General features: G+C 72.8%; 14 protein-coding genes. 9 read left to right on the forward strand and 5 right to left on the reverse strand.

Annotated features, from left to right (window positions below; genetic code table 11):
• Positions 1-312 precede the first annotated feature (312 nt).
• From cobT to ACF08N_RS13755, 3 genes are all read left to right on the forward strand, one after another.
• Positions 313-1407, forward strand: a complete 1095-nt coding sequence (gene cobT / locus ACF08N_RS13745) for a nicotinate-nucleotide--dimethylbenzimidazole phosphoribosyltransferase (protein ID WP_392324786.1) — start codon at positions 313-315, stop codon at positions 1405-1407.
• A gap of 87 nt (positions 1408-1494) precedes the next feature.
• Complete coding sequence (locus ACF08N_RS13750; RefSeq protein WP_392324787.1) at positions 1495-3255, forward strand: phosphatidylglycerol lysyltransferase domain-containing protein; 1761 nt, start codon at positions 1495-1497, stop codon at positions 3253-3255.
• Positions 3252-3959, forward strand: coding sequence for a hypothetical protein (locus ACF08N_RS13755; protein WP_392324788.1), 708 nt, complete (start codon positions 3252-3254; stop codon positions 3957-3959). Before ACF08N_RS13750 ends, ACF08N_RS13755 begins: the two co-directional genes overlap by 4 nt.
• Here ACF08N_RS13755 and ACF08N_RS13760 read toward each other — a convergent pair.
• On the reverse strand, positions 3908-4663 hold the full coding sequence (locus tag ACF08N_RS13760) for a hypothetical protein (protein WP_392324789.1): 756 nt from the start codon (positions 4661-4663) through the stop codon (positions 3908-3910). The genes ACF08N_RS13755 and ACF08N_RS13760 overlap by 52 nt on opposite strands.
• A 67-nt stretch (positions 4664-4730) precedes the next feature.
• Here ACF08N_RS13760 and ACF08N_RS13765 point away from each other — a divergent pair, with 67 nt between their 5' ends.
• On the forward strand, positions 4731-5507 hold the full coding sequence (locus tag ACF08N_RS13765; protein ID WP_392324790.1) for an adenosylcobinamide-GDP ribazoletransferase: 777 nt from the start codon (positions 4731-4733) through the stop codon (positions 5505-5507).
• Here ACF08N_RS13765 and ACF08N_RS13770 read toward each other — a convergent pair.
• From ACF08N_RS13770 to ACF08N_RS13785, 4 genes are read right to left on the reverse strand one after another with little or no spacing between them, the layout of a single operon-like run.
• The gene (locus ACF08N_RS13770; protein ID WP_392324791.1) at positions 5501-6136 is read right to left on the reverse strand and encodes a spherulation-specific family 4 protein; all 636 of its coding nucleotides are present in this window, start codon (positions 6134-6136) and stop codon (positions 5501-5503) included. The two genes, ACF08N_RS13765 and ACF08N_RS13770, sit on opposite strands and share 7 nt — an antisense overlap.
• On the reverse strand, positions 6133-8187 hold the full coding sequence (locus ACF08N_RS13775; protein ID WP_392324792.1) for a hypothetical protein: 2055 nt from the start codon (positions 8185-8187) through the stop codon (positions 6133-6135). The genes ACF08N_RS13770 and ACF08N_RS13775 overlap by 4 nt, the downstream gene beginning before the upstream one ends.
• Positions 8184-9650, reverse strand: a complete 1467-nt coding sequence (gene pelF, locus ACF08N_RS13780; protein ID WP_392324793.1) for a GT4 family glycosyltransferase PelF — start codon at positions 9648-9650, stop codon at positions 8184-8186. Before pelF ends, ACF08N_RS13775 begins: the two co-directional genes overlap by 4 nt.
• Before the next feature lie 59 nt (positions 9651-9709).
• A complete protein-coding gene (locus tag ACF08N_RS13785) occupies positions 9710-11755 on the reverse strand; it encodes a hypothetical protein (protein ID WP_392324794.1) in 2046 nt (681 codons plus the stop codon).
• Between the two features lie 287 nt (positions 11756-12042).
• On the opposite strand from ACF08N_RS13785, the gene ACF08N_RS13790 reads away from it, so the two are divergent.
• The 5 genes from ACF08N_RS13790 (at position 12043) to aceE (ending at position 20773) form a co-directional block, all read left to right on the forward strand.
• Entirely contained in the window at positions 12043-13560 is a 1518-nt protein-coding gene (locus ACF08N_RS13790; RefSeq protein WP_392324795.1) for a leucyl aminopeptidase, read from the forward strand.
• Between the two features lie 249 nt (positions 13561-13809).
• Positions 13810-15198, forward strand: a complete 1389-nt coding sequence (gene lpdA, locus ACF08N_RS13795; protein WP_307715876.1) for a dihydrolipoyl dehydrogenase — start codon at positions 13810-13812, stop codon at positions 15196-15198.
• Positions 15199-15290: 92 nt separating this feature from the next.
• Positions 15291-17087, forward strand: a complete 1797-nt coding sequence (sucB, locus tag ACF08N_RS13800) for a 2-oxoglutarate dehydrogenase, E2 component, dihydrolipoamide succinyltransferase (protein ID WP_392324796.1) — start codon at positions 15291-15293, stop codon at positions 17085-17087.
• A gap of 101 nt (positions 17088-17188) precedes the next feature.
• Positions 17189-17812 (forward strand): GntR family transcriptional regulator, encoded by a 624-nt coding sequence (locus ACF08N_RS13805; RefSeq protein ID WP_365990126.1) that lies wholly within the window; start codon positions 17189-17191, stop codon positions 17810-17812.
• A 294-nt stretch (positions 17813-18106) separates the two neighbouring features.
• Positions 18107-20773, forward strand: a complete 2667-nt coding sequence (gene aceE / locus ACF08N_RS13810) for a pyruvate dehydrogenase (acetyl-transferring), homodimeric type (protein ID WP_392324797.1) — start codon at positions 18107-18109, stop codon at positions 20771-20773.
• Positions 20774-20812 lie beyond the last annotated feature (39 nt).

Raw genomic sequence — 20812 nt, forward strand, 5'->3', positions numbered from 1 at the left:
GTACGTGCCCGCACACCGACCCCACGCCGGCGAGGCCGGAGTTGCCCGGACGCCGAACGAGGCCGGAGTGGGCCCCCACGGCGACCAGCTGAAGTTGCCCGCACACCGACCCCACGCCGGCGAGGCCGGAGTTGCCCGGACGCCGAACGAGGCCGGAGTGGGCCCCCACGGCGACCAGCTGAAGTTGCCCGCGCGCCGGCCGCGCGCCGGCCAGGGTGCGTATGCAGCCCGTCCGGCGATTGAGGACGCCGTGCGGAGCGCGGTGCCGGGGACAGGGGAAGGGCGGGGTGGGGAAACGGTACTGTTCGGCGAATGAGCAGGCTGAATCTCGACGACTTCTCCGATCTGATCGAGCGCCCCGACAGCGGCATCCGCCGCGACGCCGAGGAACGGCGTGAGCGGCTGATCGTGCCGCCCGGTTCGCTCGGGCGGCTCGACGAGCTGGGTGAGTGGCTCGCGGCCGCGCAGGCCGCCGTCCCGGTCAGGGCCATCGAGCAGCCGCGTGTCGTGCTGTTCGCCGGTGACCACGGCGTCGCCGAACTCGGCGTGTCCGGGCGGGAGTCCGGGACCGCGCACGAGCTGGTACGGGCCGTGCTGGACGGCGCGAGCCCCGTCGCCGTGCTGGCCCGCCGGTCCGGGGTGCGGGTGCGGATCGTGGACGCCGGTCTGGACTGCGATCCGGGGCTGCTTCCCGAGGACGTCGTGAAGCACCGGGTGCGGCGCGGCAGCGGACGTATCGACATCGAGGACGCGCTGACCGTCGAGGAGGCCGAGCAGGCCGTACGCCTCGGCATGGCGATCGCCGACGAGGAGGCCGACTCCGGCACCGATCTGATCGTCCTCGGCGACCTCAGCGTCGGCGGCACCACCGCCGCCGCCACTTTGATCGCCGCCCTGTGCGGCACGGACGCGTCCGTGGTCACCGGTCGCGGCGGGGCCGGGATCGACGACCTGGCCTGGATGCGCAAGTGCGCGGCGATCCGCGACGCGCTGCGCCGCGCGCGGCCGGTGCTGGGTGACCAGTTGGAGCTGCTCGCGACCGTCGGCGGCGCCGACCTGGCCGCGATGACCGGGTTCCTGCTGCAGTGCGCGGTGCGCCGGATGCCGGTCGTCCTCGACGGTGTCGTGGCGGCGGCGTGCGGTCTGGTGGGCCAGCGCGCGGCGTTCCGTGCGCCGGACTGGTGGCTCGCGGGTCAGCTCAGCGGTGAGCCGGCGCAGGCGAAGGCGCTGGACCGCCTGGCGCTCAACCCGCTGCTCGACCACGGCGTCACCGTCGGCGAGGGAACGGGGGCACTGCTCGCGCTCCCCTTCGTCCAGGCGGCCGCCGCGCTCGCGGCGGAGCTGCCCGAGCGGGGGCCGCAGCCGGGCAGCACCGACACGGGGACAGACACAGCGATAACCGACTGACGGACCGACGGGCGCGGCCGCCGCCGACCGGACGGCGGCCGCAGCGCAGCACCACATGATCCGCTATGCCCCATATGATCCTGTTTCATGGGAGAAGTCCGTTCGTCCGGTGAAGAGTCCCGCCGCAGTACCCCGCGTACGCGGCGCAGCGCGGCTTTCGCCGTCTGGTACCTGCGGGTCGTGACGTTCATCAATTTCCTGAGTGCCGTCTGGGTCTCTTTCGGCCAGGACCTGCGGCGCCACAACACCGACAACTACTTCACGCCCTATCTGCTCACCGCGGGCTTCGCCTCCGGCGTCTTCACGCTCTTCCTCGCCATCACGATGCGCCGCCGCAAACGGGCCGCCTGGATCCTCAACATGGTTCTGTGCGGCCTGTTCCTGCTGCTGTTCGCCTTCGCGATGGTCTTCCCCGAGATCCGTCAGCACGCCCAGAACTGGATCTCCTTCGTGCTCAGCGCGGCCTTCATGGCCGCCCTGCTGCTCGGCCGCCGCGAGTTCTACGCGAAGGGCGACCGCTCCAACCCCCGACTCGCCACGGCCGTCGCCGTCGGCGGACTGCTGGTCACCTCCCTGCTCGCCACCGGGCTCGTCACCGTCACCAACACCTCGTCCGCCGGCTCGACCTTCCTGGAACGCTGGCGCTACGGCGCGATGCGGCTCGTGTCCGTCGCCGTCGACGACTCCCGCTTCCCGGAGATCACCACGCCGGACTGGGTGGACGTCGTCATCAACATCATGTCCACGCTGCTGCTGCTCGCCGTGCTGTACGCGGCCTTCCGTTCGCGCCGTGCCGTCGACCCCCTCACGCCGGACGACGAGGCGAGGCTGCGCACGCTGTTGGAGCGGCACGGCGAGCGGGACTCGCTGGGCTACTTCGCGCTGCGCCGCGAGAAGAGCGTGGTGTGGTCGCCGACCGGCAAGGCGGCCGTGACGTACCGGGTGGTGAGCGGGGTCTCGCTCGCGTCGGGCGATCCGATCGGCGATCCCGAGGCGTGGCCGGGCGCGATCGAGCCCTGGCTGGCCGAGGCCCGCGAGCACGGCTGGATCCCGGCGGTGATGGGGGCCGGCGAGGAGGCGGGCACGGTGTACGCCCGGCACGGCATGGACGCGCTCGAACTCGGCGACGAGGCGATCGTCGACACGGGCGAGTTCACGCTGGAGGGCCGGGCGATGCGGACGGTGCGTCAGGCGTACAACCGGATCAGGCGGGCCGGGTACCGGGTGCGGATCCGCCGCCACGAGGAGATCCCGGCCGAGGAGATGCACGAGCTGCTGCGGCGCGCCGACGACTGGCGCGACGGCGCCACCGAGCGCGGCTTCTCGATGGCGCTGGGGCGGCTCGGCGATCCGGCGGACGGGCGCTGCGTGATGCTCGAGTGCACCGACGGCGAGGGCGAGCTCAAGGCGGTGCTGAGCTTCGTGCCGTGGGGGCCGAAGGGGCTGTCGCTCGATCTCATGCGGCGCGACCGCGAGGCGGAGAACGGACTGATGGAGTTCATGGTCATCGAACTCCTCCAGCGCGCCGAAGAGATCGGGATCACCCAGGTCTCACTCAACTTCGCGATGTTCAGGTCGGTCTTCGAACGTGGCTCGAGGCTCGGCGCGGGACCGGTGCTGAGGCTGTGGCGCTCACTGCTCGGCTTCCTCTCCCGCTGGTGGCAGATCGAGTCCCTCTACCGGGCCAACGCCAAGTACCGACCGATCTGGGAGCCGCGATTCATGCTCTTCGAGAAGAGCGCCGACCTGCTGCGCATCGGCGTCGCGGCCGCCCGCGCCGAGGGGTTCCTGGAGGCCCCGGGGCTCCCCAAGTGGCTGCACCGCCGGCATCTGGAGAGCGGCCGGTGAGCGCAGCGGCGGTGTCCGCGTTCGCGCGTCGCGAGTGGGGTGCCCTGTACGGGGCGGTCCGCTCGGCGCTCACCGCGAACCGGTGGCGGGCACTCCCGCTCACCCTCCTCTCCGTGGCGCTCACCGCCTTCTTCTACGTGCTCCAGCACCACCCCCGGGGCCTGCGGGTTGTCCACGACATCGGCTTCGTCAGGGCGGAGGACCCGCTGTGGCTCGCCCTGCTGCGTACGCCCCTGTCGCTGTTCGTACCGGCTCTGGACCTGCCGGTGTGGGGTGCGCTGGCGCAGATCCTGCTCGTGTTCGGCATCGCGGAGCTCGCGCTGGGGCGCGGGCGCACGCTGGCGATCGCGTACGCGTCGACGCTGGCCGGGACGACGTACGCGCGGGTCGGTGTCGCGGTGGGTCCGGACGGGCCGTTCGGGCTGCCCGCGTCGGACGCGCGGATCGTGGACACGGGGCCGTCGGCGGCGGTGGTCGGGCTCGCGGTGTACGTCTGCTACCGCTACCGGGCGTGGGTCACGGCGGGTCTGGTGCTCGTGGCGATGATCGTCGAGGTGGTGGTCAAGCCGAACCTGGCGGGCAAGGAGCACCTGGCGGCGATCGGGGCGGTGCTGGTGGTGTGCGGGGCGGACGCGCTGCTGCGGCGCCGCGGTCACTCCTTGCGGGACGGCAGCCGGTCGGGCGCGCCGCCGATCAGGTCCTGAAACTTCCGGCGCAGCCCGCCCCAGCGCCGGTCGTGCCGGGCGGCGCGCAGGAGGGACCTGGCGCGGGCGCGGGGTCTCGCGCGGTAGAAGCGGCGGGCCCACGGTGATCCGGGCCGGGCGAGCCGTACGGCGCCGACCAGGGCGATGAGGGGCACGAGGGTGCCGATGAGGGCCATGCGGAGCTTGCCCTTGACCAGGGCGAGGACCACGAAGAGGAAGTTGCCGACCAGGGTGAGGATCAGCGCGGCGCGGTCCTGCCGTTCGTCGGGCGTGAGTTCGTCGACGCCGAGGGGGGACGAGCCGCCGAGTACGAGGAGGGCGAGGGCCGCGGCGAGCACGACGACCTCGACGCTCTGGCGGCCCTGTTCGGTCCAGTAGACGTCGTCGAGGTGGAGGATCAGCGCGAACTCGTCGAGGACGAGACCCACGCCCATCCCGAAGACGACGGCGCCGACGCAGGCGGTGACGCTGCGGCGGTCACCGCCGAGGGACGCGAACCCGCCGACCACGGCGAGGACGACACCCGGCACCACGTGGTGGATGTGCAGGCCTCCCGGAGTGACGTTCCGGAAGGGGCCGCGGCCCGCGCGGATCATCCGGGTCACGGTGCGCGTGACGAGGAACGTGAGGACGAAGGAGGCCAGTGCGAGCAGCATCGGGAGCTTTCCCGGCTCGACGATGTTGCGATACAACCAGTGACCCATGCCACCTGCTCCCGGTTCGCACGCTATGCGCCATTCACCTTCGCAGGCGGCGGGCTACTCTCGCGCGGTGACTGCTCTGCATGGCGTGCGTTTCGCCTTCGGCACGCTGACCGTGCTCCCGGTGCGGGTGACCCGCTGGGACCGGGCCGCCGCCCGCGCCGGAATGCTGTGCGCGCCGCTCGCCGGCCTGGTCGTCGGCCTGTCCGCCGCCGCGCTCGGCGGTGTGCTGCTCCTGCTGGGCGCGGGCCCGCTGCTCGCCGCTGTCGCCACCGCCGCGGTACCGGCCGTGCTCACGCGCGGGCTGCACCTGGACGGGCTGGCCGACACGGCGGACGGCCTGGGCAGTGGAAAGCCCGCCGAGGACGCGCTGCGGATCATGAAGCAGTCGGACGTCGGCCCGTTCGGTGTCATCATGCTGCTGTTCGTGCTGCTGGCGCAGGTCGCGGCACTGAGTGCGCTGTACGAGCGGGGCTGGGCGCTCGGGGCGTCGGCGGCGGCCCTGTCGGCGGTCGCGGCCCGCCTGGCCCTGACCCTCGCATCCCGCCCCGGCGTCCCGGCCGCGCGGCCGGAGGGCCTCGGAGCGGCGGTCGCGGAGTGCGTCCCCGTACCGCTCGCGCTCACGGCGGCGGCGCTGGTGACGGGGTGCGCGGCGGGCGCGGGCGCACTGACCGGCCCGTACGGTGCCCTGCACGCGGCACTCGCGGTCTTCGCGGCCGTCACCGTGGCGGAGCTGCTGCTGCGTCACTGCGTGCGCCGCTTCGGCGGGGTGACGGGCGACGTGTTCGGCGCACTGGCGGAGACCGCGGGGACGGCGGCGCTCGTCGTGCTGGCGCTCGGTCAGTAGCCGGACCGCGCCAGCGCATGCGGCAGGGTGCCCCACGGGTGCGCTCCCGTGCCCGGGACCACGCAGTGGACCGCGGCGCCCGCGTGGGCGTCGGGCGGGGCCGCGTAGACCAGGTGGCAGAACCTCTCCGGCGGGTGCGCGGACGTCCAGGACGGAACGCCCGCCCTGCGGTAGGCGTCCCAGGGTCCCTCGAAGGTGACGAGCAGGTCGGCCAGTTCGGCGTAGGCGGGGTCGGGGTGGACGCCGTGGTTGAGCACGACGGTCGTGGCCCCCGCCGCGCGTGCGGCCACGGCGAGGCGCGCGTAGTTGGGCAGGGCGTCCGGGCCGGAGGAGACCTGGTCGAGGAAGACGCCGTCCGTGGCGTACCAGTCGCGGTGGCGCAGCAGGTCGCCGAGGACGGCGGCGTGCGGGCGGCGGCCGTAGTCGGTGTCCACGTACCCGACGACCCGCACCCCGGCGTCCCGCAACCGGGCCGCGACCACGGCGAACTCCGGGTCGGGCGCGGCACCCGGCCCGCTGGCCGGGTTGAGGACGACCCCGTAGAGGCGTGGCGCGGCCGCGACGACGGCGTCCCAGGCGGCGGGGCGGTCGGCGGGGTGCTCGTAGTACGGCACCAGGAGTCTGCTCATACGCGGTGTGCCGTGGCGCGGCCCAGGAGGGCGCAGACGATCCCGGCGAGGACGGCCGCCGCCGTCGCCGCGACGGCGAGCCCCGCCGTCCGGGGGGTCCCGGCGCCGGTGACGAGCGCCGCGGTCTGGACGAGCGCCGCCGCGCAGCAGACGCCGGCCGCGACGGTGACGGCCCCGAACGACTGGAGCAGGAGCCCGGTCCACAGCACCGTGCCGATGAGGAGCAGCGTGGCCAGCCGTACGCCGCCGAGCGCGGGCGCGCCGGGCCACAGCAACGTCCCCGTGAGCGCCAGCGCGAACAGGACGGCGAGGTAGCCGGCGAGGCACTCGGCGAGCACGGCGGCTGCTGTGCGCCAGAAGGCGCGGGCCGTGGTGCTGGCCCGCAGACCGGCGAGGGTCTCGCTGCGGAAGCGGTGCAGCAGCCACTCGGCGGGCCCCATGCTGAGCGTGAGCGCGACGGCGGACGGCGCGGCGACGACGGCGCCGGTCGTCCCGCCGAGCACGTCACCGAGGGCGGTGTACAGCACGAGCACCCCGACGCCGAGCCCGAACAGCCCGTGCGGCACGGACGCGACGAGCCGCGGCGCGGCCCGGCGTCGCGGATCCCCGCCGAGGACTCCGCGCAGCCGGGAGCGATCTGCGCCCGCCCCGTCGCGGGTCGAGACTGCGCCGAGCACCACGACCGGGCGCCGCCGCCCGGGGCCACGTTCGGACCGGCCTGCCGGTCCGGTGCGCCCGGAGACGGACACCGCCCCCAGGACCGGCCCGGGCCGGCCCCGGCGGCCCCGGAGCACGCCGCGCAGGCGGAGACGGCCGGTGCGCCGAGGCCGCGGGGCCGGGCGGGCAGCCGCATGCGCGTCCAGGACGGCGCCCGCCCCGGTACGGACTCGGCCGACGGGCCGGCCGCTCCCCGAAGGCGGTGGCTCCGCGCCTCGAAGCCGCGCCGCCACCTCGCGGTCATCGGCGGACGCCCGTCGCAGCCGACCGCCCGCGTCGGCGACCGGCACACCGGCCCGACGCGCGGGACCGCCTCGCACAAGAAGGCGCAGCCCGCGGAAGCCACTTCGAAGCCCCGCACTCCCCGCCTCGCTCTCATCGGCCGACGCACCGGCCGTCGGCCGCAGCCGACCGCCCGCCTCGGCGACCCGGACACGCCGTAGCCCGCCGTGCGCCGGCCGCCCGGCCGAGGCGGTCGGGCGCAGCGACGCCGCCGATGTCGTCAGGCTCGCCGTCAGGGACGCCAGCAGCAGGCCCGTGCGTGCCCACTGCGGCAGGTCCTCGTGGAGCAGGACCAGGAGCGTGCCCGCAGGGAGCGGCAACAGGCAGTACAGCAGGGGCCGTTCGCGGCCCAGGACCAGTAGCGGTGTCGCCGCCGCAAGGTAGACCGACTGGGCCGCCGCGAAGACCGCCGACGGCCACTGGCCCGCTCCCGTGCACAGCAGCGCCGCCGCCGTGCCGAGCGCGGCCCCCGCCGGGGCGCCGGCGCGCAGGCAGCGGACGGCGGCGGCCCGGTCGCCGAGACCCAGCCACGCGTAGGCCCGGTGGGACAGCGCCTGGTTCCACATCCAGCCCGTCAGCGCGCCCGCGAGCAGCGGTGCCAGGGCCGCTCCCGCGAGCAGCGGCGCGGCCAGGACGTAGGCGAGGCCGGGCAGGGCGAACACGAGGCCGCGCAGCAGGCAGCCGAGCAGGCCCACCCGCCACGGGTCGGCGGGCGGGCCGGGCGGTTCGGGGTGGGCGCGGGGAACCCTGGCGTACAGCTCCTCGGCCAGCGTGAAGGAGTCCGGGCGGCCGTAGACGAGCCGGATGTGGTCGTCCGTCATGCCGTCGGACTCCAGCACCGCCGCGATCTCGTCGGGGTGCACGGCCGCGGCGATCACGTCGTGCAGCCGGTCGGCGAGCGCGTCCTCCGGTGCAAGCACCGGCTCCACTGGAGCGGCTGGCGCCGCGCCCCCTGCTGCGGCCGCCGTGCCGGAGCCGAAGGCGCGCTGCCGCGGCAGGACGGGCAGGGTGTCGACCCATGGCCCCGGCCCCTGCCACAGGGGACCGCTCACCCGGCCACCGCCTCGGCGTACCGCGGCTGCGCCACCGTCTCCGGGAAGCCGGCCAGTTCGCGGTAGATGCGGCGGAAGCCCTCGACGGAACGGGTCAGCGTGAACCGGTCGACGACCCGCTGCCGGGCCCGCCGTCCCAGCTCCGCCCGCCGCCCGGCGTCCCGCAGAAGGCCGACGGTCGCCTCGGCCATCAGTGCCGGTTCGCGCGGCGGTACGACGAGGCCGGTGTCGCCGACCGCCTCCCGCACGCCGCCGACGTCCGTGGACACGGTGGCCCGCCCGCACGACATCGCCTCGATGAGTGAGAAGGGGAACCCCTCGCTGATCGAGGAGAGCAGCACCACGCTGCCCGCGGCGTACGCGCGGGCCACGTCGCTGACGCGTCCCTCCCACGCGATGCCGTCCACGACGCCGAGTTCGGCGGCGAGCTTCTCCAGCCGGACGCGGTACGCCTCGCCGCCCGCGGGGACACCGCCGAACAACCGCAGCCGTACGGCGGGCAGTTCGGCTCGGACCATCGCGTACGCGCGGATCAGCGTCTCCAGGTCCTTGATCGGGTCGATCCGCCCCGCCCAGGAGAGGGTGGGCACGTCGGGTTCGGGTCCGGCGGCGGGGAAGGCGTGCGGGTCGACGCCGTTGTAGACGGTGCGGATGCGTTCCGCGGGTGCGCCGCCCCGCTCCTCCCACCGCCGGTTGTAGCGGTTGCAGGGGGTGATCAGGTCGGCCCGCCGGTAGCCCAGCGTGTTCAGCTCCCGGTAGAAGCTCAGCATCAGTGTCTTCACGGGCGCGCGCTGTGCCTGGGCGCGGTAGCCGAGGTAGCGCTCGCGCAGGTAGATGCCGTGTTCGGTGAGCAGGAAGGGCACGCCGTCGACGTGCTGGGCGGCGAGCGCGGGCAGGGTGGCGAGCCCGGCGCTGACGGCGTGCGCGATCGCGTCGTCGGGGATCCGCGCCGCCAGCGGACGCAGCGCGTGCTCCAGCAGGTCGTTGGCGGTCAGCGCGTCGTGCACGGTGGGCCGGGCGGCGGATATCTCCAGATGCGGCATGGTCCAGATCCACATCAGGGACCGCAGCACGGACTCGGAGCGCAGCGCCGCCGTCAGCCGGCCCTCGCGTGCGTAGCCGGTGAGTTCGTCCAGCGCCGCGCCGAAGTCGCAGTCGGCGGCGGGGTCGAGCAGCGACAGCAGGAAGCGCTCGTAGAGGTCGAGGAAGCGGCGGCGTTCTCGCCGTGGGAGCCGCCGGCGGGCGGGCTCGGGGCCCCACAGCGGGAAGGAGGTGTGCCGGTAGACGTTCGGCGGCAGTTCCCAGGTGACCGGCTCGCGCCCGCTGCCGGTGAGGGCGACGACCTGGAAGTCGACCTCCGGCATTCCGCGTACGAGCTGGTCGCACCAGGTGGACACGCCCCCGTGGACGTGCGGATAGGTGCCTTCGGTGAGCATGGTGACATGGCGGCCACAGCTCGGCATGGTTCTTCCCCCCCAGGACAGCGGTCGGCGAGCGGTCGATACGTCGAGGCTCGGCGGGCTCAGGACGGGAGCCTCAGCGTGATCGCCGACTGGAGCATTTCGGGCGTGGTCCAGGCGGACCGCGTCCCGGCGTAGGCGGTGCCGAACGCCGTGGTGGTCAGCAGATGTTGTTTTCGGGTGCCCTCCGGCGCAGTGACCGGAGCGGCCACACCCGACGGCGCCTTGACGGTGACGGTGTCGCCGATGCGGTACGCGGTGACCCTGCCCGCGGCGAGGGCCCCGCTCCAGGCGGCGCGCCGCGCGAGCTCGGTTCCGGTGTCCCGCTGGCGCGGGTTGACGAGCGGGGTGTTGTCCGCGAACAGGGCGCGGTAGTCGGCGAGCACTCTGTCGAGCACCGGGTAGAGGAGGCGTTCCTCTGCGAGGTTGGACTGGTGGACGTAGTGCGGGCGGGGGTCGCCCGCGACGACGTGGCCGAGGGCGGTGCGGGCCTCCTGCGGCACGATGTACGAGGCGTAGCCGGTGGCGGTGTCGAGCGGCTCGGGCAGGCAGGTGGAGGCCGGGTTGGTCTCGCAGACCCCGCTGCCGCCGTCGGCCGCCGAGGTGTAGATCCAGTTGTACTCGTCCGTCATCTCGGCCGCGGTGCCCACGTTGTAGTACACGTTCATCGGGTGGCGGGGCACGGTGCGGGCGGTGCCCACGGGGCGCTGCTGCGGTTCACGGGAGTTGTCGCTCGCGATCCACTTGACGCCGTTGTCGGCGAGGGCGCCCGCGAGGTTCGGGTTGTCCACTGGCTGCTGCGGAAGGGTCTTCAGACCGGAGTGCTCGCCGGTGACGAGTTCGGCGCGGTCGACGGAGAGTCCCTTGCGGACGGCCCAGTCGTGGTTGTCGCGGATCTGCGCCGAGATCTCGGCGCGGCTGGTCCAGCGCGTCGCGCCCGCGGCGTCCTCGGCGCACTGCCAGGGCACGACCGACACGTCCTGGACGCAGCCGAGGAAGGGGTGCGTGTAGGTGTGGTTGATCCAGCGGTACTGCGCCTTGTCGGCGAGGAGCCGGTCGGTGAGCGGGTCGCTGCCGCCGTGCTCGGCCTTCCACTCCTCACCCGCGCCCGCGTTGTGCACCATGTCGAGGGTGAAGCCGGCGGTGCGCTGCCAGGCCGCGGCGTACGCGGCGTCGGCCGCGGTCATGCGGATGGGGGCGGTCTCCTCGCCGGCGCCGGTGCAGTCGAAGTCGCCGGGCGTGCAGTTGCGTGCGGTGTCCCAGCGGGCGTCGGGGGCGAAGACGTCGTCGACGTGCACGGAGAAGTACTGACGGCTCTGCCCGAGGTGGACGCCCTGGGTGAGCCATTCGACGATGCCGCGGGCCAGGACCCGGAACTGCCGCTGGTGCCGGTTGTAGGCGAAGGTCACCACCAGCTCGCGGCGCCCGTCGTGGGCGTACTCGCCGATCAGGCTGCCGCGCGCGGTGCCGTCGCCGACGGGCGTGTCGAGGTAGCTGGTGAAGCCCTCCCGGGGCCGGCCCGCGAAGCCGTAGCTCTCCGTCACGAGCGGCGAGTTGTCCTCGAAGGCGACAGGCCCGTCGAGGTAGCCGAACGGACCGGAGCGGCCGGCCGCGGTGAGCGCGCTCGGGGCGCCGTCGAGGGCGCCCGCGTATCCCCCGTTGTCGACGTACTCCAGCCCGACCCCCGGATGTGACCAGGTATAGGCGTCGACCTGACGAATCCCGAACGTCTTCTCGTACGCGAAAAGGGCCGCGTTCTCGGCCGCGCCCCGGGCGGTGTCCGCGCCGAACGGGTCCTCGTCCGGGACGACCACGCCCTGGTACCTGGCCCGCGGCCGGCCGTCGACGGTGTCGCTGAGGAACGCGGCGTCGACGACGGGCCGGCCGGGGTCGGTCAGGTCGACCTTCCGGTACGGCACCCCGGTGCTCCGCAGTTCCGAGACGATCGCGTCGACCGCTCCGCCGCCGTCGTCGACGACGAGGACGGTCAGATCGATGCGCGGCAGCGGTGCCGCGGCGGCCGAGGCCGCCGGGACCGCCGTCGCCAGTGCGGCCGCGGCGACCACCGAGGCGGCGGCTCTGCGCATGCGTGGTCCGTGCAGCTCCATGATTTCCCCCCTTGCACGCCCTCCCGGGCACGGTCGGCCGCGCGGAGGATCTGTGGAGATGATGCAAAGGAGCGCGGTGCCCCCTTGCCTGAACGGGGTGAGTGTGGCCGACCTCTCACCACCTTTGGCTCAAACATGAAAGAGACACCACGGACGAGTGAACCGCCGCCGCCGTGAGCGGGACAGACCAGCGCGCGTAGGCTCTTCCCCGGCGTGGGGATGCCGATCCATCCCCCGGTACGGCCCGCTGCGGCCTCGGAACTCAACGGAAGCGAGATTTCACCACCGTGACTGCTCTCACTCTCAGCACTGCCGGCGCGGCGACGCTGCGCGCCGACGCCGTCGTCGTCGGTGTCGCCAAGGGGGCCAAGGGCCCGGTGGTCGCACCGGGCGCGGAGGCCGTGGACAAGGCGTTCGCCGGAAAGCTCGCCACGGTCCTCCAGACCCTCGGCGCGAGTGGTGCCGAGGGCGAGGTGACCAAGCTCCCCGCCCCCGACGGCATCAAGTCGCCGGTCGTCCTGGCGGTCGGCCTCGGCGCCGCGCCGGAGCAGGACGAGGCGTACGACACCGAGGCCCTGCGCCGTGCGGCCGGCAGCGCGGCCCGCGCGCTGACCGGTTCGAAGAAGGCGGCCTTCGCGCTGCCCATAGAGGCCGTCGAGGACGCGGAGGCCATCGCGGAGGGCGCGCTGCTGGGCGCCTACGCGTTCACCGCGTACCAGGGGAAGGCCGACGAGAACGGCGGGAAGAAGCCGCTGGCCGAGGTGGCGCTGCTCGGTGCCAAGCCGCGCGACAAGGCGTTCAAGGCCGCCGCCGAGCGCGCGATCGCCCTCACCGAGGAGATCAACCGCGCCCGGGACCTGATCAACACCCCGCCGAACGACCTCACCCCCGAGTCCTTCGCCGCGATCACCGCCGCCGCCGGCAAGGAGCACGGCATCAAGGTGCAGGTGCTGGACGAGAAAGCGCTGGCCAAGGGCGGCTTCGGCGGCATCCTCGGCGTCGGCCAGGGCTCGCAGAACCCGCCGCGCCTGGTGAAGCTGGCCTACACGCACTCCAAGGGCGCCAAGCACCTGGCCCTGGTCGGCAAGGGCATCACCTACGACTCGGGCGGCATCTCCCTGAAGCCGGCCGGCCACAACGAGACGATGAAGTGCGACATGAGCGGCGCCGCCGCCGTGTTCGCCGCCGTCGTCGCCGCCGCCCGCCTGGGCATCGCGGTCAACGTCACCGGCTGGCTGGCGCTCGCCGAGAACATGCCGTCCGGTTCGGCCACCCGCCCCGGTGACGTGCTGCGCATGTACAGCGGCAAGACGGTCGAGGTGCTGAACACCGACGCCGAGGGCCGCCTGGTGCTCGCCGACGCGCTGACGAAGGCGTCGGAGGAGAACCCGGACGCGATCGTCGACGTGGCGACCCTGACCGGCGCGATGGTCCTCGCGCTCGGCAACCGCACGTTCGGGATCATGTCGAACGACGACGCGTTCCGTACCTCGATCCACGAGATCGCCGAGGAGGTCGGCGAGGCGTCCTGGCCGATGCCGCTCCCCGCCGACCTGCGCAAGGGCATGGACTCGCCGACCGCCGACATCGCCAACATGGGCGAGCGGATGGGCGGAGGCCTGGTGGCGGGCCTGTTCCTGAAGGAGTTCGTCGGCGAGGGCATCACCTGGGCCCACCTGGACATCGCGGGCCCGGCGTTCCACGAGGGCGCGCCGTACGGCTACACGCCCAAGGGCGGCACGGGCTCGGCGGTGCGCACGCTGGTCAGGCTGGCGGAGCGCACGGCCTCCGGCGACCTGGGCTGACGCGGCGGGTACGGGGGCGGTCATCGGGGGCTCCGCCCCCAGGCCCCCGTACCCCCCGGTAACCGCAGAACGCGTTCAAGCTCACCATCTCAAGCTCCGGCCCCGCGTCCCGCCGTCCGTCGACAAGTGCAAAGATGGGTTCTCGGCAGGACAGGGCCCCCACCACAGGGCCGAAGACTAAGCGGCCGAACACCAGCCGCCGCCCGTCATCGACGACGGCGAACGGCGCACATGCATGGAGGACGTGACGTGGCGAACGACGCCAGCACCGTTTTCGACCTAGTGATCCTCGGCGGCGGTAGCGGCGGTTACGCTGCGGCGCTGCGCGGAGCTCAGCTGGGCCTGGACGTCGCACTGATCGAAAAGAACAAGCTCGGCGGCACCTGCCTGCACAACGGATGCATTCCCACCAAGGCTCTGCTGCACGCCGGCGAGATCGCCGACCAGGCTCGCGAGGCCGAGCAGTTCGGTGTCAAGACCTCGTTCGAGGGCATCGACATCGCCGGTGTCCACAAGTACAAGGACGACGTGATCTCCGGCCTGTACAAGGGCCTGCAGGGTCTCGTCGCCTCCCGCAAGGTGACCTACATCGAGGGTGAGGGCCGCCTGTCCTCCCCCACCTCCGTCGACGTGAACGGCCAGCGCATCCAGGGCCGCCACGTCCTGCTGGCGACCGGCTCCGTGCCGAAGTCGCTGCCGGGTCTGGACATCGACGGCAACCGCATCATCTCCTCGGACCACGCCCTCAAGCTGGACCGCGTCCCGCAGTCGGCGATCATCCTGGGCGGCGGCGTCATCGGCGTCGAGTTCGCCTCGGCGTGGAAGTCCTTCGGCACCGACGTCACCGTCATCGAGGGCCTCAAGCACCTGGTGCCGGTCGAGGACGAGAACTCTTCGAAGCTTCTTGAGCGCGCGTTCCGCAAGCGCGGCATCAAGTTCAACCTGGGCACCTTCTTCGAGAAGGCCGAGTACACCGAGACCGGTGTGCGCGTCACCCTCGCGGACGGCAAGACCTTCGAGGCGGAGGTGCTGCTGGTCGCCATCGGCCGCGGCCCGGTCTCGGCCGGTCTCGGCTACGAGGAGCAGGGCGTCGCGATGGACCGCGGCTACGTCCTGGTCGACGAGTACATGCAGACCAACGTGCCCACCGTCTCCGCGGTAGGCGACCTGGTCCCGACCCTCCAGCTCGCGCACGTCGGCTTCGCCGAGGGCATCCTGGTGGCGGAGCGGCTGGCCGGTCTCAAGACTGTCCCGATCGACTACGACGGCGTGCCGCGGGTGACGTACTGCCACCCCGAGGTCGCCTCCGTCGGCATCACCGAGGCGAAGGCCAAGGAGATCTACGGTGCGGACAAGGTCGTCGCCCTGAAGTACAACCTCGCGGGCAACGGCAAGAGCAAGATCCTCAAGACCGCGGGCGAGATCAAGCTCGTCCAGGTCAAGGACGGTGCCGTGGTCGGCGTCCACATGGTCGGTGACCGTATGGGCGAGCAGGTCGGCGAAGCGCAGCTGATCTACAACTGGGAGGCACTGCCGGCCGAGGTCGCGCAGCTCATCCACGCGCACCCGACGCAGAACGAGGCTCTCGGCGAGGCCCACCTGGCCCTGGCCGGCAAGCCGCTGCACTCCCACGACTGATCAGTCCGGGCGCGACGACCACTTCCGCACCCTCCCCTCGCTGGTGCTTCGCACGAGCCGGGGAGACACCACCGTAAGGAGCAACTGAAACCATGGCGGTTTCCGTAACCCTTCCGGCGCTCGGCGAGAGCGTCACCGAGGGCACTGTCACCCGCTGGCTGAAGGCCGAGGGCGAGCGTGTCGAGGCCGACGAGCCGCTGCTCGAGGTCTCCACCGACAAGGTCGACACCGAGATCCCGGCCCCGGCCGCCGGTGTCCTGGCCTCCATCAAGGTCGCCGAGGACGAGACCGTCGAGGTCGGCGCCGAGCTGGCCGTCATCGACGACGGCACGGGCGCGCCCGCTGCCGCCCCGGCCCCCGCCGCTGCCGAGGCTCCTGCCCCGGCGCCGGCCCCCGCCCAGGAGGCCCCGCAGGCCGCCCCGTCCACCGAGGCCGCCGCTCCGGCTCCGGCCCCGACGGCCGAGGCCGCGTCCGGCGGCGGTTCCGCCGCCGGCACCGACGTCGTCCTCCCCGCGCTCGGCGAGAGCGTCACCGAGGGCACCGTCACCCGCTGGCTGAAGGAGGTCGGCGAGGAGGTCTCGGAGGACGAGCCCCTGCTCGAGGTCTCCACCGACAAGGTCGACACCGAGATCCCGGCCCCGGCTTCCGGTGTGCTGCTGGAGATCGTGGTCGGCGAGGACGAGACCGCCGAGGTCGGCGCCAAGCTGGCCGTCATCGGCGCTCCGGGTGCGGCTCCGGCCGCTGCCCCGGCTCCCGCCGCCCCGGCCCCGGCGCCTGCCGCCGAGGCCCCGGCCGCCCCCGCGGCTCCGGCTCCGGCTCCCGCGCCGGCCCCGGCTCCGGCTCCCGCCGCTCCGGCTCCGGCTCCGGCCGCCGCTGCCCCGGCCGCCCCTGCGGCTCCGGCTCCGGCTCCCGCGCCCGCTGCCCCGGTCGCGCCCGCCGCGCCCGTCTCCATCGAGGCGAGCGACGCGTACGTCACGCCGCTGGTCCGCAAGCTCGCCGCCGAGAACGGCGTCGACCTCGGCACCGTCAAGGGCACCGGCGTCGGCGGCCGTATCCGCAAGCAGGACGTCATCGCAGCCGCGGAGGCCGCCAAGGCCGCCGTCCCGGCGCCCGCCGCCGCTGCCGCTCCGGCCGCGCCGCAGGCTCCGAAGCTGGAGGCGTCCCCGCTGCGCGGTCAGACCGTCAAGATGACCCGCATGCGCAAGGTCATCGGCGACAACATGATGAAGGCGCTGCACAGCCAGGCCCAGCTGACCTCGGTCGTCGAGGTCGACATCACCAAGCTGATGAAGCTGCGCGCCCGTGCCAAGGACGCGTTCGCGGCTCGTGAGGGCGTCAAGCTCTCCCCGATGCCGTTCTTCGTCAAGGCCGCGGCCCAGGCGCTGAAGGCCCACCCGGTCATCAACGCCCGGATCAACGAGGACGAGGGCACCATCACGTACTTCGACTCGGAGAACATCGGCATCGCCGTCGACTCCGAGAAGGGTCTGATGACGCCGGTCATCAAGGGTGCGGGCGACCTGAACATCGCCGGCATCGCGAAGAAGACCGCCGAGCTCGCCGGCGCCGTGCGCGCCAGCAAGATCACGCCGGACGACCTCGCCGGCGCGACCTTCACCATCAGCAACACCGGCTCGCGCGGTGCGCTGTTCGACACGATCATCGTGCCGCCGAACCAGGTCGCCATCCTGGGCATCGGTGCCACGGTCCGCCGTCCGGTGGTCGTGAACCACCCGGACCTGGGCGAGACGATCGCCGTCCGCGACATGACGTACGTCGCGCTCTCCTACGACCACCGTCTGGTGGACGGCGCCGACGCGGCCCGCTACCTGACGGCCGTCAAGGCGATCCTGGAGGCCGGCGAGTTCGAGGTCGAACTCGGTCTGTAACCAGCCTCACGAACGGCGCCCCCGCTGGGAGTACATTCCGGCGGGGGCGCCGCCGTATTGTCTAGGGGTCACAGGTCGACGCGGCTTTGAAGGAGCGCTCCATGACCGTCCCCGTCGTCCACTCGCTGCGCGATCAGATCCGCGAGCACATCGTGGAGGGGATCGTCAGCGGCCGCTGGAAGCCCGGGGAACGCATCGTCGAGCGCCGTATCGCGACCGAACTGGAGGTCTCCCAGACCCCGGTGCGCGAGGCGCTGCGCGAGCTGGAGTCGCTGCGGCTGATCGAGTCGGCGCCCAACAAGGGTGTGCGCGTAAGGAATCTGACGGCCGCAGACCTGGAGGAGAGCTACCCGGTCCGGGCCGGCCTGGAGCAGATCGCGGCCGAACTGGCCGCGCAGCGGCTGGCGGACGACTGCTCGGCGCTGGAGCCGCATGTCGCGGCGCTGTACGAGGCGGACCGGACGGGCGACTCGGCGGCGCAGGTGCGCCACACGGTGGCGTTCCACCGTGAGCTGGTGCGCGCCGCGTCCAACAAGGTCCTGCTGCACACCTGGGAAGGGCTCGGGATCGAGGTCTTCACGGCGCTGTCGATCCGGTGGCTGGGGACGGTGCAGAAGTCGTACGCGGAGGAGCACCAGGAGCTGGTGGAGGCGTTCCGCAGGCGGGACCCGTCGATCGGCACGCTGGTCAAGTCCCACGTCCTCGGCTGCGCGCCCCGCGCGTAGCCCTCGGTCTCGGACTTGGCCCGGTCCATGACCGCGGCGTTCCTCGGGGCGCGGCCCGGCCCGGGCGGGTGACGGCCACACCCTCGAGACAGGAACGCGTGCCCGGAAACGACCCATTCGTCGCGGCACAGCGTGCCCACTTTTGCGGCACCGGATGCCAATTTCTCCCCAGGCTTTGATCGATCATCGATCAGAGACTTACAGTCGACGACGGGTTCACCAACCCATCGCCCTGTCCTGCCAGGCACGGCACCCCCTTATCTCCACCCCCCTCCTGTCCGGAAGGCGGCGATCATGACCGACCCCGTAGGCAAGCTTCCGAGCGAGCTCGACCAGCTCCCGGACCGTGACGCCGAGGAAACCGCCGAATGGGCGGCCTCCCTCGCCGCCGTCGCGGAGCATGCCGGCCCGCACCGCGCCGCGTACCTGATGCGCCGCACCCTCCAGCACGCCGAGAAGGCGGGCGTCGCCCTGCCCCGGCTCCTGGAGACGGACTACGTCAACACCATCCCCACCTCCGCCGAGCCGGCGTTCGACGGCGACGAGGAGATGGAGGCGCGCATCACCGCCTGGAACCGCTGGAACGCGGCCGCCATGGTGACGCGCGGCAGCAAGCACGGCGTCGGAGGGCACATCGCCACCTTCGCCTCCGCGGCCTGGCTCTACGAGACCGGCTTCAACCACTTCTTCCGCGGCAAGGAGGGGGACGGCTCCGGCGACCAGCTCTACATCCAGGGCCACGCCTCCCCCGGCATCTACGCCCGCGCATTCCTCGACGGACGGCTGAGCGAGCAGCAGCTCGACCACTTCCGCCAGGAGGCCGGCGGCAACGGCCTGCCGTCCTATCCGCACCCGCGCCGCCTCCCCTGGCTGTGGGAGTTCCCGACCGTCTCCATGGGCCTCGGCCCGCTCTCCGCGATCTACCAGGCGCGCTTCAACCGCTACCTGCACAACCGCGGGATCAAGGACACGGCCAACTCCCACGTCTGGGCGTTCCTGGGCGACGGCGAGATGGACGAGCCCGAGTCGACCGCGGCGCTCGCCCTCGCCTCCCGCGAGCGGCTCGACAACCTGACCTTCGTCATCAACTGCAACCTGCAGCGTCTCGACGGTCCGGTCCGCGCCAACTTCAAGATCGTGCAGGAGCTGGAGGCCCAGTTCCGCGGCGCCGGCTGGAACGTCGTCAAATCGCTGTGGGGCTCGGCCTGGGACGAGCTGCTCCAGCTCGACACCACGGGCGCGCTCGTCCGCCGCCTCCGCGAGGTGCCGGACGCGCAGTTCCAGACGTACGCCACCCGCGATGTCGCGTACATCCGTGAGCACTTCTTCGGCGCCGAGCCCGCGCTCGTCGAGCTGGCCAAGCTGCTCACCGACGCGAAGATCGCCGAGTGTTTCTACACCTCCCGCGGCGGCCACGAGGCCCGCAAGGTGTACGCGGCGTACAAGGCGGCCGTCGAGCACAAGGGCGCGCCGACCGTGATCCTCGCGCAGACGGTGAAGGGCTACACGCTCGGCAAGGGCTTCGAGTCCAAGAACGCCAACCACCAGATGAAGAAGCTGACGATCGACGAGTTCAAGGGCATGCGTGACCTGCTCGGGCTCCCGATCGCCGACAGCGCCTTCGCCGACGGCGTCGTGCCGTACGGCCACCCGGGCGCCGACTCCGCCGAGGTCCGCTACCTGCAGGAGCGCCGCGCCGCCCTCGGCGGCCCCGCCCCGGCCCGCCGGGTGCACGCGGTGGCGCTGCCGCAGCCGGAGGAGCGCGCCTTCAAGGCCCTGTACAAGGGGTCCGGCAAGCAGGAGATGGCCACGACCATGGCCTTCGTCCGGCTGATGAAGGACCTGATGCGGGACAAGGAGACCGGCAGGCGCTGGGTGCCGATCGTCCCGGACGAGGCCCGCACCTTCGGCATGGAGTCGCTGTTCCCGTCCGCGGGCATCTACTCGCCGCTGGGCCAGACGTACGAGCCGGTCGACCGCGACCAGCTGATGTACTACAAGGAGGCCAAGGACGGCCAGATCCTCAACGAGGGGATCACCGAGGCCGGCGCCATGGCCGACTTCATCGCCGCCGCGACGTCGTACGCGACGCACGGCGAGACGATGATCCCGTTCTACATCTTCTACTCGATGTTCGGCTGGCAGCGGACCGGCGACCAGATGTGGCAGCTCGCCGACCAGCTCGGCAAGGGCTTCATCGTGGGCGCGACGGCGGGCCGTACGACCCTGACCGGTGAGGGTCTCCAGCACGCCGACGGCCACTCGCACCTCATCGCCGCCACGAACCCGGCGTCGCTGAACTACGACCCGGCCTTCGCGTACGAGGTGGCGGTGATCGTCAAGGACGGTCTGCGCCGGATGTACGGCCCGGACGCGGAAGACGTCTTCTACTACCTGACGGTCTACAACGAGCCCAAGCCGCAGCCCGCCATGCCGGAGGGCGTCGAGGAGGGCATCGTCAAGGGCCTGTACCGGTTCAAGGAGGGCTCGGCGGGCGCCGACGCGCCGCGGCTCCAGCTGCTCGCCTCCGGTACGGCCATCCACTGGGCGCTGGAGGCCCAGGAGCTGCTGGCCGCCGACTGGAACGTGGCCGCCGACGTGTGGTCCGCGACCTCGTGGGGCGAGCTGCGCCGTGACGCGCTGGAGGCCGACGAGGCCCTGCTCCGCGGCGAGCAGCGCACGCCGTACGTCACCCAGGCGCTGGAGGGCGCGCCGGGTCCGGTGCTGGCCGTCTCCGACTGGATGCGGCAGGTGCCCGACCAGATCAGCCAGTGGGTCGAGCAGGACTACTCGTCCCTCGGCACGGACGGCTTCGGCCTGTCGGACACCCGTGAGGCGGCCCGCCGCCACTTCGGTGTCGACGCGCAGTCGATCACGGTCGCGGCGCTGGCCCAGCTGGCCCGGCGCGGCGAGGTCCCGGCCTCGGCCGTGAAGGAGGCGCGCGAGCGCTACGGCCTGTAGGGACCCGTTCCGTTCACGAGGCCCCCAGAGGCAACCGCC

Origin of the sequence: Streptomyces sp. NPDC015127 (genome assembly GCF_043080095.1) — a bacterium.
Lineage (GTDB): Bacteria > Actinomycetota > Actinomycetes > Streptomycetales > Streptomycetaceae > Streptomyces.